Genomic DNA, 14,051 nt, shown 5'->3' with positions numbered 1-14,051 from the left:
GAGTACGACCGCACACCACGTACGGGCCGCCCACCGCCGGGCGGCCCGTATGTCGTGTCCACGCCCGCACCCGGGGCCGGTCGCGTCACGACACCGCCCGGCGCTTGGCCGATCCGCACCTTCCCCCGCGCCGCGCGGCGTGCTTGGGTGACCGCGTCACGCGAGCGCAGGGGGGCGACGCGGCGTGGGCCGTCGTGAGAATCCGGTGGACCCGACGGCGGGGCCGGTCCAGCAGTTCGCCGCGGCGCTGCGCGCGCTGCGGCGCGCGGCCGGCCAGCCGACGTACCGGGTGATGGCCGAGCGCGCCGGGTTCTCGGTGTCGACGATGTCGCGGGCGGCCGGCGGCGAGCAGTTGCCCTCGCTCGCGGTGACGCTGGCGTACGTGGGCGCGTGCGGCGGGGAGCGCGCGCAGTGGGAGCGACGCTGGCGCCAGGTCTCGGCCGACACGCACGCCCAGCTGGCCGCCGTCGCGGCGGTGCGCTCGCCCTACCGGGGCCTGGCCCGCTTCGAACCTGGCGACCACGCCCGCTTCTTCGGTCGGGACCAGTTGACCGACGAGCTCGTGCGCCGCGTGGCCGGGCACCGGCTGGTCCCCGTGTTCGGCCCCTCCGGCAGCGGTAAGTCCTCGTTGCTGCGCGCCGGCCTCATCCCCCGCCTGCGGCAGACGCCCCCCGGAGCCGGGCCACGGCCGGCCGCCATCCGGGTCCTGACCCCCGGCGAGCACCCGGTGCGCGCCCACGCCACGGCGCTGACGCCGCGCGCGGCGGGGAGTGGGCCCACGGGGCTGGACACGGTGGTCGTGGTCGACCAGTTCGAGGAGGTCTTCACCCTGTGCGCCGACCCCGTGGAGCGGGCCGAGTTCATCGACCTGCTGCTGGCCGCCGGGCGGGCGGACAGCGGGCTGCGCGTGGTGCTCGCGGTGCGGGCGGACTTCTACGGCCGCTTCCTCGAACACGGGCCGCTGGCCACGGCCGCGCACGAGGCCGGGCTGCCGGTCGGGCCGATGGACTCCGAGGAGCTGCGTGCGGCGATCGTGGGGCCGGCCACGGCGGAGGGGCTGGTCGTCGAGCGCGCCCTGACGGCCCGGCTGGTCGCCGAGGCGGCCGGCGAGGTGGGCGGGCTGCCGCTGCTCTCGCACGCCCTGCTGGAGACCTGGCGCCGGCGCCGTGGCCGGACCCTGACGCTGGAGGCGTACGAGGCGGCGGGCGGTATCCAGGGCGCCCTGACCCAGACCGCCGAGGGCCTGTACGCCGGGCTGCCCGGCCGCCAGGCCGCCGTCGTCCGGCGCGTCCTGCTGCGCCTGATCGCCCCGGGCGAGAACACCGCCGACACCCGACGCCCCGTCGCCCGCCGGGAGCTGGACACCGGCGACCGCACGACGACGGCCGAGGTCCTCGAACACCTGGCACGCGCCCGCCTGATCACCGTGGACGAGGACTCCGTCAGTCTGGCGCACGAGGCGCTGATCGCCTCCTGGCCCCGGCTGCGCGGGTGGATCGAGGAGGACCGCGCCCGGCTGGCCACCCACCGTCGCCTGACCTTGGACGCCGGGGCCTGGGAGGAGCTGGGGCGTGACGCGGGGGCGCTCTACCGTGGTGCCCGGCTGGCCAGCGCCGAGGACGCCTTCGCCACCGCCACGGCGCGGGCCGACCTGACCGCGCTGGAACGGGACTTCCTCACCGCCAGCAGCGCCGCCCGCGCCCGCGAACAACACGCCGCGCTGCGTACCGCCCGCCGGCTGGGCCACTTCGCCACCACCGTCTCCGTCCTCCTGCTGGTCGCGCTGGTGTCCGGGCTGACCGCGTGGGACCAGTACCGCGACAGCGAACGCGAACGCGAACGGGCCGTCCGCGCCGGGCGCGTGGCCCTCTCCCGACAACTCGCGGCCCAGTCGGCCATCCTCATCGGCGACAATCCCGACCTCGCCGCGCTGCTGGCGGTGCACGCCTACCGGGCCAGCCCCACCGAGGAGGCCGCCGCCAGCCTCTACGCCGCCGCCGACCTGCCGTTGCGGCGCCGCCTGGCGGCCGGGGGCTCGGTCGGCGCGGTCGCCTTCGCCCCCGACGGGCGCACCCTGGCCACCAGCGGCCTCGACGGGACCGTGCGGCTGTGGGACGTGGCCAGCGGACGGCGACGCGCCACACTCGCCGGGTCCGCCACGGGCGCGCGTGCGCTGGCCTTCAGCCCCGACGGGCGCACGCTGGCCGCCGGTTGCGGCCCCACTGGCGTGGTACGGCTGTGGGACGTGGGCAGCCGGCGCCCCCGGGCGGGGCTGGCCGGGCCGAGCGCGGGCGCGGCCTGGGTGGCGTTCAGTCCCGACGGGCGCACCCTGGCCACCAGTGGGCCCCAACGGGCCGCGCGGCTGTGGCGGACGACCGACGGCGCGCCGGTGGGCGGGCCCGGCGACCGGATCGCCGACGCGGGGCCGGTGACGTTCGGTGCCGAGGGCCGGCTGCTCGTCGGCGAGGGCGGCGCGGCACGGCTGTGGGACGTGGTCAGGGGGGTGCCCGGCGCGCGCCTGGCCCCGCACGCGGACGCCGTGGCGGCGGTGGCCGCGAGCGTCGACGGGCGCACGCTGGCCAGTGGCGGCGACGACGGCACGGTCCGGCTGTGGCGGCCGGGCGGCGACCCGGCCCACACGACGCTGCGCGGTCACACCGGCCGGGTGACCTCGGTGACGTTCAACCCCAGCGCGCGCCACCTCGCCAGCGGCGGCACCGACGGCTCGGTGCGGGTGTGGGAGGCGGCCAGCGGCCGGGTCAGGGCCACGTTCACCGGGCACACCGGTCAGGTCACCTCGGTCGCGTACAGCCCGGACGGGCGGGCGTTGGCCAGCGGAAGCGCCGACGGCACGGTGCGGCTGTGGGACATGACCGACGGCAACTCGCACACCCTGTTGAGCGGACACACCGGCGGGGTGGGCGCGGTGGCCTTCGACCCCCGGGGGCGAACGCTGGCCAGCGCCGGTGACGACGGCACGGTGCGGCTGTGGCACGGCGGCGGGCGCACGCCGCACTCCGTGCTGCGCGGGCACCGGGGCCGCGTGGGCTCGGTGGCGTACGGCCCGGGTGGGCGGCTGGTGGCGGCCGGGGGTGTCGACGACGGGGCGGTACTGGTGTGGGACACGGGGACCCGGCGTCGCGTGGCGCGGCTGGGCGGGGACGGGCGAGCCGTCTGGGCCGTGGCCGTCAGCCCCGACGGGCGCACCCTGGCCACCGGGGGCTCGCGTGGCACCGTGCGGCTGTGGGACCTGGCCACCGGCTCGCCCCGGGCGACGCTGGTCGGACACGCGCGGCGGGTGCGCACGGTGGTCTTCAGCCCGGACGGGCGCACCCTGGCCAGCGCCGGCGACGACGGGCGGGTCCGGCTGTGGGACACGGCCACCGCCCGGCCCCGGGCCTGGCTACCGGCGCGCTCGCGCACCGTGGGCGCGCTGGCGTTCAGCGGCGACGGCCGCGAGGTGATCGTGGGCGGCGGTGACGGCACGGTGCGCCGCTGGAACGCGCGCGAGGGGCGGGCGCGGGCCGCCTTCGGGACCCGGACGTCGTTCCTGGTGGCGATGGCGCTGCGGACGCGCGACGGCACGTTGGCCACCGGCAGCGGCACTGACGGGACGGTACGACTGTGGGACCTGGCCACCGGCACAGCACGGGCCACGCTGGCCGGGGACGCGAAGGCGCTGCGCTCCCTGGCCTACAGCCCCGACGGCCGCTTCCTGGCCACCAGCGGCGAGGACGGCACGGTGCGGCTGTGGGACGTGACCCTGCCGGGCCCGGCCCACGCCATCGCCGCCGTCTGCCAGGCCGTCGGCCGCGAGCTGCGCCCCTCGGAGCGCGCCCTGTACCTACCGGGACAGCGCCACCATCCCGGCTGCGCGCCGTAGACCTCCCGGCCGGGACGCGGCTGCCCTGATGAGGGGAGCGCGGCGGCCCGCGGCCGGGCTCCGAACGGCGACACGGGGCCGGGGCCGCCGGGTGACGTACGGCCGGGGCCGGTGCGGGTCACCCGCCCGGGGCCTGGTGCCGGAACCGGTGTGGGCTCCGCGCGGCGGCGGCACGCGGCCCGGCCGTCGGGTTCACTCCGGGCGGTCCGGCCTTCGGTCGGCGTCCCGCGCGCCCCGGTGTTCGGCCGCGATACCGAAGCGGCCCCGTTCGCCCCGGGTGGTCGACCCGGGGCGCAGCGTGGAGACGGTGCTGATCACCGGCTCGTCCGCCGCCGGTGCGGGTTCCTCAAGTCGTTGCAGGTCAGCGGCGGACACCAGGGCCACGAGCGGCTTCCCGTGCCGGGTGACGACCACCCGCTCACCGCCGTACACCACGCGGTTGATCAGCTCGGCGAGCTCTGCCCTGGCTTGCGTCACCGGAATCTCGTAGGCCATGCTCCCTAGCCTATCGAGCGCCCCGGGCGTCCCGTCGAGCTCACGCGAGACCGATTACCGCAGGTCAGAGGCTTTTTCTGGGCCTGAACCCGGCGAGTTCGGCGGATTCGCGCGAGACGGGGGCCCGTCGCCAGGCGCGCCGCTCTCATGGTGGGTGGGGAGGCGCCCGCGCGGTGACGCGAGGTCAGTGCCGCCCGACCGCTGTCCAGAACGCGCCTGAAGCGGTACGCACCGCCACGGGGACGACAGCGCGCCAGTCGACGGGGCCCGGGCGCGGTTCCGGTGACGTGGGCCGAACACCCCGCCGCGTCGCCCGCCCGGCGTCACCCCGTCACGCCATCCGAGAGGGATCTTCGCGTACTCGCTCAGGCCCCGGGCGGGCCGTTCGGGCCGGAGCCGAACGGTCGGCTGGGAGACGTCGGGCGGCTTTCGCTCACAGCAGACGGCTCATCACCGCTCTGACCATTGCTTTCTCCCTCCCGTGTGGGCCATGCTCCCCACACTGACGGAATGTACGTCCTGTACATTTTTTACGTACGGGCCGCCCCGTCGCGATCACTGGACGAGACGACGAGAGGTACGCGATGCACCGCCCCACCGCCCGCTATGTCCTGCCCGAGTTCACCGAGCGCACCAGTACCGGGGTGCGCACCATGGATCCCTACTCCAAGCTGCTCGAACAGCGCATCGTCTTCCTCGGCACCCCGATCGACGACACCTCGGCCAACGACCTCATGGCCCAGTTCATGTACCTGGAGCACGCGGGGCCCGACCAGGACATCTCGCTCTACATCAACTCCCCCGGCGGCTCCTTCACCGCGATGACCGCCGTCTACGACACGATGCGCTTCGTCACCTGCGACATCGAGACGGTCTGCCTGGGACAGGCGGCGTCGGCCGCCGCGGTGCTGCTGGCCGCCGGAACGCCCGGCAAGCGCCTGGCACTGCCCGGCGCGCGGGTCCTGATCCACCAGCCCTCGCTGAACGAGCCGATCCGGGGCGAGACCTCGGACCTCCAGATCCACGCCCACGAACTGCTGCGCACCCGGGACCTGCTGGAGCGGATGCTGACCGAGCACACCGGACAGCCCCTCGACCGTGTACGCGCCGACATCGAGCGGGACAAGATCTTCGACGCCCAGGGCGCCCTGGAGTACGGGATCGTGGATCGGCTCACGCTCAGCCGCAAGCGCACGAGCGTGCCGCTGGGCCTGCGGTGAGTCGCGGTGCTGCCACCGGAGTTGCCGCCACTGCCCGCCCTGACCGGGGCGGAGGCCCAGCTCGTCGACCGCTACCTGGAGGCCGTGGACCTGCTCGGGCGGACCAACCCGGCGCGCGGCGGGGACACCTACGGCGCCCTGCGCGCGGCGCAGGCCCTGGTGGCCAGGGCGGGCGCGCTGCGGGACGCGCTGACGCTCATGCACGAGCGGGGCGAGAGCGAGTTGCACGCCGCGACCCTGACCCGAGCCCTGCGCGTGCTGGACGGGGAGCGCCGCGCGGCGCGGGTGACCGTGCCGCCCCGGCCGGCGCCCTGAGCCGCGCCCCCCAACACCATGCCCCGCTTGGGCTCCTTCGTACGGCGTAGCGCGGCACGCGGCGGCGGGCGGGCCCGACTTGCGGGCCGGGCCCGCCAGGCGTGCGCACCGCACGCCTGGTCCGAGCGCCCGCCGACGGGCACCTCGATCCCCTGGCGGGCACGGTAATCACCCGAACGGCCCTTAGGTGACGAACCTCACATAGCACCTTTTCAGCTCGGAATCACCGGGTGGGTGCGTGACGATCCCTGGGACGACAAGCCCCCGCCGACAGCGACGGGGCGGCCCGCGCGGACGCCTGAACCCGCCGCCGCACCGGGTGTCTGGTCGACGGTCGTGCGCCGGCGGGAACGGAGGAGCCCCGAGCTCGCGGCCGGGGCCCGGGGCAGCGGTCCCTCCTTCGCGGGCGGCTGACGAAGGGTTGCGCATGGACACGCGCACACGAGTCACGGTCCCCCTGTTGTCCCGCCTCGGCACCGCGTCGGCGCTCACGGCCGCCGCGGTCGGCACGTCCCTGCTGCCGCCGTGGACGTCCGAGGCCGAGGCGGCCTCCCCCGGCGTGAGCGCGCTGCGCGTCGCGGCCTCCAAGAAGGGCGCCCCGTACAAGTGGGGCGCCACGGGACCGCACCGCTTCGACTGCTCGGGGCTGACCCAGTACGCGTTCAAGCGGGCGGGCAAGAAGCTGCCGCGCACCGCCGCCGGCCAGTACAACAAGGCCCGCCGGGTACCCACCACCACGCGTACCCGGGGCGACCTGGTCTTCTTCCGCTCCGGTCGGTCCGTCTACCACGTCGGCATCTACGCCGGTCACGGCAGGATCTGGCACGCCCCCAAGACGGGCGCGGTGGTGCGCCTGGAACGGATCTGGAGCAAGCGCGTCAGCTACGGGCGGGTGCGCTAGCGCGTCGATCCGGTCAGCGCACCGGCGTGGCCCAGGGCAGGGCGATCCACACCGTCTTGCCGCCCTCGGCCGTCCGCGTGATCGACAGGCGCCCGCCCGACTCCGCCGTCAGGCTGCGGATGATGAGCATGCCGCGGCCGTTGTCCTGCTGCACAGCGGCCGGTAGCCGGCGGGGGAAGCGCGGATAGCTGTCCGTCACACCGACGCGTAACAGCTCGTCGCGGTCGAGTACCAGGTCCACGGTGAAGGTGGGCGACTGGCCCCGGGTGTGCTGCACGGCGTTGGTGGCGAGCTCGGAGACGATCAGGCGCACCGTGTCGGCGGCGACGTCGTCGCCCGCCAGGCCCCAGTCCGCGAGCACCGTGGCGACGTATCTTCGGGCGACGGTGACCGAGGCGGGTGTGCTCGGCAGAGTGACGGATGCTTCCTGGTGATCTGCCATGGCGACGATGTCCCTTTCCCACCGCGCGACCCGCCCCGGCGCGTGCGCGCCGTCCGCGAAGTCGTACCGGGCCTGCGCGCCAGAGTGCCACCGGGGCGAGAGGCGCGACGCCATCCCCGGGGGATACTCGGAAATCTGTCCTTCGAAGCGGTGAACTCTTTTGTACGCGACGGGATTTCGGTCGGCGAACCGCTAAGAGGGCATGCCGCTCTCAGGCCGTCGCCACGATGGTCTCGACGGCGGCCGCCACCTGGTCGTCCGTCAGGTCGGCCCGTGCCGTCAGGCGCAGCCGGGATATCCCGTCCGGCACCGAGGGGGGCCGGAAGCAGCCCACGACCAGGCCCGCGGCCCGGCAGCGCGCGGCCCAGGCGAGCGCGTCCTCGGGCGAGGGGGCGCGTACGGAGACCACGGCGGCGTCCGGGCGGACGGCCGCGAGCCCGGCGGCCGTCAGCCGCCGGTAGAGCGCGCCGGCCACCGCGCGGACCCGCTCGGCGCGCTCCGGTTCACCGCGCAGCAGCCGCAGGGCCGCCAGGGCCGCGCCGGTGGCGGCCGGGTTGAGTCCGGTGTCGAAGATGAACGTGCGGGCCGCGTTGACCAGGTGCTCGACGACCCGCGCCGGGCCGAGCACCGCTCCGCCCTGGCTGCCCAGGGACTTGGAGAGGGTGACGGTGGCGACCACGTCGGGCGCCCCCGCCAGCCCGGCGGCGTGCGGGGCACCGCGTCCCCGCGCGCCCAGGACGCCCAGGCCGTGGGCGTCGTCGACGAGGAGTCCCGCGCCGTGCTCGCGGCAGGCGGCGGCCAGGGCCGGCAGCGGGGCGGCGTCCCCGTCCACGGAGAACAGCGCGTCGGTGACCACCAACGCCGACGGGTGGCGCCCGGGTGGCTGGTCGAGCAGTTTGCGGACGGCGGCCGGGTCGGCGTGCGGGGCGACCAGGGTGTGGGCGCGGGAGAGTCGGCAGCCGTCGATGAGCGAGGCGTGGTTGTCGGCGTCGGAGACGATGAGCGAGGCGCGCGAGGTGAGCGCGCTGACGGCGGCGAGGTTGGCCGCGTACCCGGAGGAGAAGACCAGGGCGGACTCGAAGCCGCAGAAGGCGGCCAGTTCCGCCTCCAGTTCGGCGTGCAGTTCGGTGGTCCCGGTGACCAGTCGCGACCCGGTGGAGCCCGCGCCCCAGTGGCGCGCCGCCTCGGCCGCCGCCGCCGTGACCTCGGGGTGTCGGGCCAGTCCGAGGTAGTCGTTGCTGGCCAGGTCGAGCAGCGGCGAGGTGGCCTGACGTGGCCGCAGGGTGCGGACGAGTCCCGCGCGCTCGCGCTCTCGGCGCGGCGCGTCGAGCCAGCCGAACGCGGCCCGGGTGGCGGCTGCGGGCGCGGCGTGCTCAGACATCGACCATCCCTCGGGTTCTGTGGGGTTCGCATAGAACGTATCCGGCCACGCGCCCGGACAGGGTGTGGTGATACACACACCGACAACCCGCGTCGTTGTGCGATCTCTCCTTGGCCACGGGCGGCGCCATGAGACAGGATCAGCGCCATGGATCTGCTGAAGACGCTGGTGGAAAAGGGGTTGCGGCGCGAGTTGCCGACCCGGGACGAGGCGCTCGCCGTGCTGGCGACATCCGACGACGACCTGATGGACGTGGTGGCCGCCGCCGGACGGGTGCGCCGCGAGTGGTTCGGGCGCCGGGTCAAGCTCAACTACCTCGTCAACCTCAAGTCGGGGCTGTGCCCCGAGGACTGTTCGTACTGCTCCCAGCGGCTGGGCTCGAAGGCCGAGATCCTCAAGTACACCTGGCTGGGGGCCGACGAGGCGTCGCAGGCCGCCGCGGCCGGTGTGGCCGGCGGCGCCAAGCGCGTGTGCCTGGTCGCCAGCGGGCGCGGGCCCACCGACCGGGACGTGGACCGCGTCTCGAAGACCATCACCGCCATCAAGGAGCAGAACGAGGGCGTGGAGGTGTGCGCCTGTCTCGGGCTGCTCTCCGACGGGCAGGCCGAGCGGCTGCGGGCGGCCGGCGCCGACGCGTACAACCACAACCTCAACACCTCCGAGGCGACCTACGGCGCCATCACCAGCACCCACACCTACGCGGACCGGGTCGAGACCGTCCAGCAGGCGCAGGCGGCAGGGATGTCGGCCTGCTCGGGGCTGATCGCGGGCATGGGCGAGGGGGACGCCGACCTGGTGGACGTCGTCTTCTCGCTGCGTGAGCTCAACCCGGACTCGGTGCCGGTCAACTTCCTCATCCCCTTCGAGGGGACGCCGCTGGCCAAGGAGTGGCACCTGAGCCCGCAGCGCTGCCTGCGCATCCTGGCGATGGTGCGGTTCGTGTGCCCCGACGTCGAGGTGCGCCTGGCCGGCGGGCGCGAGCTGCACCTGCGGACGCTGCAGCCGTTGGCGCTGCACCTGGTCAACTCGATCTTCCTCGGTGACTACCTGACCAGTGAGGGTCAGGCGGGCAAGGACGACCTGGCGATGATCGCCGACGCCGGGTTCGAGGTGGAGGACGCCGGTACGACCACGCTGCCACAACACCGGGTGGACGCGCTGGCCGGCGGGGCCTGCGGCTCGCACGCCACGAACGGCGCCACGGACGGCGGGTGCGGCGGACACGGCGGCTGCGGCCCGTGCGGGGCGGACGCCGCCCCCCAGCGGAGCCCGGAGCCCGTCGCGGCGACGGCCGGCACCGCGCCCGGTGCCGACGCCTCGCACGCCGGCCTGGTCTCGGTACGCCGACGGGGCGCGGGAACGGACCTGCCGCCCAATGCCTGAACCGATGAGCCCCGCGCGGCTGCTGGACCTGGACCAGCAGCACGTGTGGCACCCGTACGGGCCGATGCCCGGACGTCAGCGCCCCCTGCTCGTGGAGTCCGCGTCCGGGGTCCGGCTGCGACTGGCGGAGCCGGTGGCCGGCCACCGCGAGCTGATCGACGGGATGGCGTCCTGGTGGTCGGCCATCCACGGCTACCAGCACCCGGTGCTGGACGAGGCCGCGCGGGACCAGTTGGGGCGGATGAGCCATGTGATGTTCGGCGGGCTCACCCACGAGCCCGCCGTACGACTGGCCGCCAAGCTGGTCGAGATCACCCCCGAGGGGCTTGAGCACGTCTTCCTGGCCGACTCCGGTTCGGTGTCGGTCGAGGTCGCCATCAAGATGTGCCTCCAGTACTGGCGCTCGGTCGGCAAGCCCGCCAAGCAGCGGCTGCTCACCTGGCGCGGCGGCTACCACGGCGACACCTGGCAGCCGATGTCGGTGTGCGACCCCGTCGGCGGCATGCACCAGATCTGGCAGGGCGTGCTGCCCCAGCAGGTCTTCGCGGACCAGCCGCCGGCCGGCTTCGACGCCGAACCCGACGCCGGCTACGTGCGGACGCTGCGGGAGCTGATAGCCCGGCACGCCGACGAACTGGCGGCGGTCATCGTCGAACCGGTGGTGCAGAACGCCGGCGGCATGCGCTTCCACTCCCCCGGCTACCTGCGCGCGCTGCGGGCGGCCTGTGACGAGTTCGGGGTCCTGCTGGTCTTCGACGAGATCGCCACCGGCTTCGGCCGCACCGGCGCGCTCTTCGCCGCCGACCACGCGGACGTCACCCCGGACGTGATGTGCGTGGGCAAGGCGATCACCGGCGGCTACCTCACCCTGGCGGCCGCCCTGTGCACGACCCGGGTGGCCGAGGGCATCTCCCAGGGTGAGGTGCCGGTGCTCGCGCACGGGCCCACCTTCATGGGCAACCCGCTGGCCACCGCCGTCGCCAACGCCTCCCTGGACCTGCTCCTGACGGGCGACTGGCAGCGGGAGGTCAAGCGGATCGAGGCCGGGCTGCGCGAGGGCCTGAGCGCGGCGGCCGGGCTGCCGGGGGTGGCGTCCGTACGGGTGCTCGGCGCGATCGGCGTCATCCAGTTGGAACGCCCGCTGGACGAGGCCCGGACGGCCTCGGCGTCCCGGGCCGCGATCGAGAGCGGCGTGTGGCTGCGCCCCTTCCGCGACCTGATCTACACCATGCCGCCCTACGTCACCGACGACGCGGACCTGGCCCGCGTCACGGCGGCCATGGGCGCCGCCGCGCTCGCGGCCGGCGGCAACTGACCGCACCCCGTGGGAGCGCCGCCGCCGGGCGCTCCCACGGACGGCACGAGAACCGGCGGCACCAGAAGGGCATGGACGCACGATGAGCACGCTGATCGTCACCGGTACGGACACCGAGATCGGCAAGACGGTGACGACCGCCGCCGTGGCGGCGCTCGCCCTGGCACAGGGCCGCACGGTGGCCGTGCTCAAGCCCGCGCAGACCGGGGTGAGCGGGGACGAGCCGGGAGATGTGGCCGAGGTGCGGCGCCTGGCCGGCGCAGACGTGACCGGCAGCGAACTGGCCCGCTTCCCCGAGCCGTTGGCCCCGGCGACGGCGGCGCGCCGGGCCGGGCGGGCCCCGGTACGCCCGCGTGAGGTGGAACGCGCGGCCCGGAAACTGGCCGAGACCCACGACCTGGTGGTGATCGAGGGCGCCGGCGGACTGCTGGTACGGCTGGACGACGCGGGCTCCACGCTGGCGGACGTGGCCCGGCTGCTGGACGCCTCGGTGCTCGTGGTGGCGCGAGCGGGCCTGGGAACGCTGAACGCGGCGACGCTGACCACCGAGGCCCTGCGCACCCGTGGCCTGACCTGCCTCGGGATCGTCTTCGGCAGCTTCCCGGCCGCCCCCGACCTGGCCACCCGCTGCAACCTCGCGGACATGCCCGAGGTCGCGGGCGCCCCTCTCCTCGGCGCCCTGCCCGAGGGCGCCGCCGCCCTGCCACCGGCCGACTTCCGCGCGGCGGCGGCCGGTTGGCTGGCCCCGCCCCTGTCCGGCACCTGGGACCCGGCCGCGTTCACGGCGACCCTGCGCGAGCGGTAACCCGCCCCCACGCCGAACGCCGCCGCGTGGCACGCCACCGCCCAACGGGCCACGCCCTTGGGAGGCCGCCGGCGCCTCCCCCGCCCGATGCGCCCTCGCCCGGACGGCCTCGGGCGCGTGGCCGTGGCCCGTCGTGCCCGCGCCCGGCCGCGTGGCCCCGCGAGGTGGTCGGGCGTGTCGCGTCGGTCTGGGCCGGCGCGGGTGACTCAGGTGGCGGTCGCCAGGTCGTACCGCACCGTGGTCAGTTCCTCCGACAGCTCCCACAGCCGGCGGCCGGTGTCGGCGTCCTTCGCGGTGGCCGAGGGACGCACCCGCGTCGGCGCGCCCCGCAGCTCCCCCGGCCCGGCCGGCCCGATGAAGTCACCGCCGGCCACCTCCGGGGCGGTCGCCGCGTACAGCTGGGGCAGCGCGCCGCGCTCGGCGCGCTGCGCGAAGAGCGGGGTGGCGATGCCCAACAGGAGCCGCCACCGGCCCACCGGCGCGCTGCTCTGGAGGCGGGTGGCCGTGTACCCGGGGTGGGCGAGCACGCTGCGTACCGGGTTCCGGGTGACGGTGAGCCGGCGGTGCAGCTCCAGCCCGAAGACGGCGTTGGCGAGTTTGGACTGGTTGTAGAACGCCATGGGCGCGTAGCCCTGCTCGCCGTGCGGGTCCTGGAAGCGGATTCTCCCCTTGTGGTGGTTGATCGAGCTCACCGTCACCACACGGGGGTCGCGCCCCGCGCTCAGCGACGGCAGCAGCAGGCCGGTGAGCGCGAAGTGGCCCAGGTGGTTGCAGGCGAACTGCACCTCGTAGCCCTGCGCGCTCAGCGACCTGGGCGGCGCCATCAGGCCGGCGTTGTTGACCAGCAGGTCCAGCCGGGGGTGGTCGGCGCGCAGTCGCTCGGCGAAGACACGGACCGCGTCGAGGTCGGCCAGGTCGAGTCGGCGCACCTCAAGGCTGGCGCCCGGGTGTTCGGCGGTGATCTCCGCGACGGCCCGGCGCCCCTTCTCCTCGTCCCGTACGGCCAGGACGACATGCCCGCCGCGACGGGCCAGCGCCCGGGTCGTGGCCAGGCCGAGGCCGCTGTTGGCCCCGGTGACGACGCACACCCGCGCGCTGAGGTCCGGGATCTGTTCGGCGGTCCACTGTTCCGGTTTCATGCGGCACAGATTGCCCCTTGTGGCACTTGGTGTCAAGACGTCACCGAGTGCCATTCGAGGCAGGGGGTTACCATACGGGGGTGAGTTCTCGCCCGGACGTGACCATGGCCCAGCGCAAGCGACAGCTCGTCGCGCACGAGCTGACCGAGGCGGCGATGCGCCTGTTGGCGCGGGAGGGGTTCGACGCGGTCACCATCGACGAGATCGCGGCCACCGCCGGCGTCTCCAAGCGGACCTTCTTCCGCTACTTCGCGTCCAAGGAGGACGTGGTCGTCCAGCTCCTGGCCGACCTCGGCGCCGGCATGCGCGCCGAGCTGGCGGCCCGTCCCGCCGGCGAGCTCCCCTCGGCGGCGCTGCTGCACGCCGTGCGCGTACCCATCGCGGCCTGCGGCGACCACGCGGACCGGGCGCTGAGCGTGGTCCAGCTCATCCTGCGCACCCCCGCGCTGCTCGCCCGCTTCCTGGAACGCCAGGCACGGTGGCGCGACGAGTTGGCCACGGAGCTGGCCGACCGGCTCGACCTCGACCCCACCACGGAGCTGTACCCACGACTTGCCGCGGGCATGGCGCTCACCGCCTTCGACGCCGTGCTCCACCGCTGGAGCGCCAGCGACGGCCGCGAGGACCCCACCGACCTGCTCGACCACGCCTTCACCGTCATCGCCCCGGCCCTGGACGTGACCCCGCCCCGCCCGGCCGCCACCTGACGACCCGACCGGCAAGGGCGTCAACTGGGCGTGGTGGTAAGCGACTTGAGGCCACCTGCCGCGTC

The 14,051-nt window shown here is 75.1% G+C and carries 12 protein-coding genes; 8 read left to right on the top strand and 4 right to left on the bottom strand.

The genetic code is table 11. From position 1 onward, the window contains the following. The first annotated feature begins 184 nt into the window (after nt 1-184). Nucleotides 185-3,883 carry a hypothetical protein gene (locus tag ACFVFR_RS20095; RefSeq protein WP_383703474.1) on the top strand — a complete coding sequence of 1,233 codons (3,699 nt, stop codon included), beginning with the start codon at nt 185-187 and terminating at the stop codon, nt 3,881-3,883. A 192-nt stretch (nt 3,884-4,075) separates the two neighbouring features. Here ACFVFR_RS20095 and ACFVFR_RS20090 read toward each other — a convergent pair whose 3' ends face one another. Next, nucleotides 4,076-4,378 (bottom strand): type II toxin-antitoxin system Phd/YefM family antitoxin, encoded by a 303-nt coding sequence (locus ACFVFR_RS20090; protein WP_383703471.1) that lies wholly within the window; start codon nt 4,376-4,378, stop codon nt 4,076-4,078. A 584-nt stretch (nt 4,379-4,962) separates the two neighbouring features. Between ACFVFR_RS20090 and ACFVFR_RS20085 the strand changes: the two genes are divergently transcribed. The 3 genes from ACFVFR_RS20085 (at nt 4,963) to ACFVFR_RS20075 (ending at nt 6,814) form a co-directional block, all read left to right on the top strand. Then, on the top strand, nt 4,963-5,598 hold the full coding sequence (locus ACFVFR_RS20085; protein ID WP_383703468.1) for an ATP-dependent Clp protease proteolytic subunit: 636 nt from the start codon (nt 4,963-4,965) through the stop codon (nt 5,596-5,598). 6 nt (nt 5,599-5,604) lie between these two features. Beyond that, a complete protein-coding gene (locus ACFVFR_RS20080) occupies nt 5,605-5,913 on the top strand; it encodes a hypothetical protein (protein ID WP_383703465.1) in 309 nt (102 codons plus the stop codon). A gap of 427 nt (nt 5,914-6,340) precedes the next feature. Next, nucleotides 6,341-6,814 carry a C40 family peptidase gene (locus ACFVFR_RS20075; RefSeq protein WP_383703462.1) on the top strand — a complete coding sequence of 158 codons (474 nt, stop codon included), beginning with the start codon at nt 6,341-6,343 and terminating at the stop codon, nt 6,812-6,814. A 13-nt stretch (nt 6,815-6,827) separates the two neighbouring features. Here ACFVFR_RS20075 and ACFVFR_RS20070 read toward each other — a convergent pair whose 3' ends face one another. Both ACFVFR_RS20070 and ACFVFR_RS20065 read right to left on the bottom strand, forming a co-directional pair. Then, complete coding sequence (locus tag ACFVFR_RS20070; protein WP_383703459.1) at nt 6,828-7,256, bottom strand: ATP-binding protein; 429 nt, start codon at nt 7,254-7,256, stop codon at nt 6,828-6,830. A gap of 211 nt (nt 7,257-7,467) precedes the next feature. Further along, nucleotides 7,468-8,637, bottom strand: coding sequence for an 8-amino-7-oxononanoate synthase (locus ACFVFR_RS20065; protein ID WP_383703456.1), 1,170 nt, complete (start codon nt 8,635-8,637; stop codon nt 7,468-7,470). A gap of 147 nt (nt 8,638-8,784) precedes the next feature. Between ACFVFR_RS20065 and bioB the strand changes: the two genes are divergently transcribed. The 3 genes from bioB to bioD all read left to right on the top strand — a co-directional run bounded on the left by bioB (nt 8,785) and on the right by bioD (nt 12,140). Continuing rightward, nucleotides 8,785-10,020 carry a biotin synthase BioB gene (bioB, locus tag ACFVFR_RS20060; protein WP_383703453.1) on the top strand — a complete coding sequence of 412 codons (1,236 nt, stop codon included), beginning with the start codon at nt 8,785-8,787 and terminating at the stop codon, nt 10,018-10,020. After that, nucleotides 10,013-11,335 carry an adenosylmethionine--8-amino-7-oxononanoate transaminase gene (locus ACFVFR_RS20055; RefSeq protein ID WP_383703450.1) on the top strand — a complete coding sequence of 441 codons (1,323 nt, stop codon included), beginning with the start codon at nt 10,013-10,015 and terminating at the stop codon, nt 11,333-11,335. The genes bioB and ACFVFR_RS20055 overlap by 8 nt, the downstream gene beginning before the upstream one ends. 82 nt (nt 11,336-11,417) lie before the next feature. Then, entirely contained in the window at nt 11,418-12,140 is a 723-nt protein-coding gene (bioD, locus tag ACFVFR_RS20050; protein ID WP_383703447.1) for a dethiobiotin synthase, read from the top strand. Between the two features lie 206 nt (nt 12,141-12,346). On the opposite strand, the gene ACFVFR_RS20045 is transcribed toward bioD, so the two are convergent. After that, nucleotides 12,347-13,279, bottom strand: a complete 933-nt coding sequence (locus ACFVFR_RS20045) for an oxidoreductase (RefSeq protein WP_383703444.1) — start codon at nt 13,277-13,279, stop codon at nt 12,347-12,349. A gap of 104 nt (nt 13,280-13,383) precedes the next feature. On the opposite strand from ACFVFR_RS20045, the gene ACFVFR_RS20040 reads away from it, so the two are divergent. Continuing rightward, a complete protein-coding gene (locus ACFVFR_RS20040) occupies nt 13,384-13,986 on the top strand; it encodes a TetR family transcriptional regulator (protein WP_383703654.1) in 603 nt (200 codons plus the stop codon). The last annotated feature ends 65 nt before the right edge of the window (nt 13,987-14,051 follow it).

This window comes from Streptomyces sp. NPDC057702 (assembly GCF_042799315.1).
Classification (GTDB): domain Bacteria; phylum Actinomycetota; class Actinomycetes; order Streptomycetales; family Streptomycetaceae; genus Streptomyces.
This window is presented reverse-complemented; position numbering and strand designations above follow the sequence as displayed.

What these genes read in the sequence shown, in the direction of transcription:
- ACFVFR_RS20090 (WP_383703471.1), bottom strand. Translation starts at nt 4,378, where the DNA reads ATGGCCTACGAGATTCCGGTGACGCAAGCCAGGGCAGAGCTCGCCGAG.
- ACFVFR_RS20085 (WP_383703468.1), top strand. Translation starts at nt 4,963, where the DNA reads ATGCACCGCCCCACCGCCCGCTATGTCCTGCCCGAGTTCACCGAGCGC.
- ACFVFR_RS20075 (WP_383703462.1), top strand. Translation starts at nt 6,341, where the DNA reads ATGGACACGCGCACACGAGTCACGGTCCCCCTGTTGTCCCGCCTCGGC.
- ACFVFR_RS20070 (WP_383703459.1), bottom strand. Translation starts at nt 7,256, where the DNA reads ATGGCAGATCACCAGGAAGCATCCGTCACTCTGCCGAGCACACCCGCC.
- ACFVFR_RS20065 (WP_383703456.1), bottom strand. Translation starts at nt 8,637, where the DNA reads ATGTCTGAGCACGCCGCGCCCGCAGCCGCCACCCGGGCCGCGTTCGGC.
- bioB (WP_383703453.1), top strand. Translation starts at nt 8,785, where the DNA reads ATGGATCTGCTGAAGACGCTGGTGGAAAAGGGGTTGCGGCGCGAGTTG.
- ACFVFR_RS20055 (WP_383703450.1), top strand. Translation starts at nt 10,013, where the DNA reads ATGCCTGAACCGATGAGCCCCGCGCGGCTGCTGGACCTGGACCAGCAG.
- bioD (WP_383703447.1), top strand. Translation starts at nt 11,418, where the DNA reads ATGAGCACGCTGATCGTCACCGGTACGGACACCGAGATCGGCAAGACG.
- ACFVFR_RS20045 (WP_383703444.1), bottom strand. Translation starts at nt 13,279, where the DNA reads ATGAAACCGGAACAGTGGACCGCCGAACAGATCCCGGACCTCAGCGCG.
- ACFVFR_RS20040 (WP_383703654.1), top strand. Translation starts at nt 13,384, where the DNA reads ATGGCCCAGCGCAAGCGACAGCTCGTCGCGCACGAGCTGACCGAGGCG.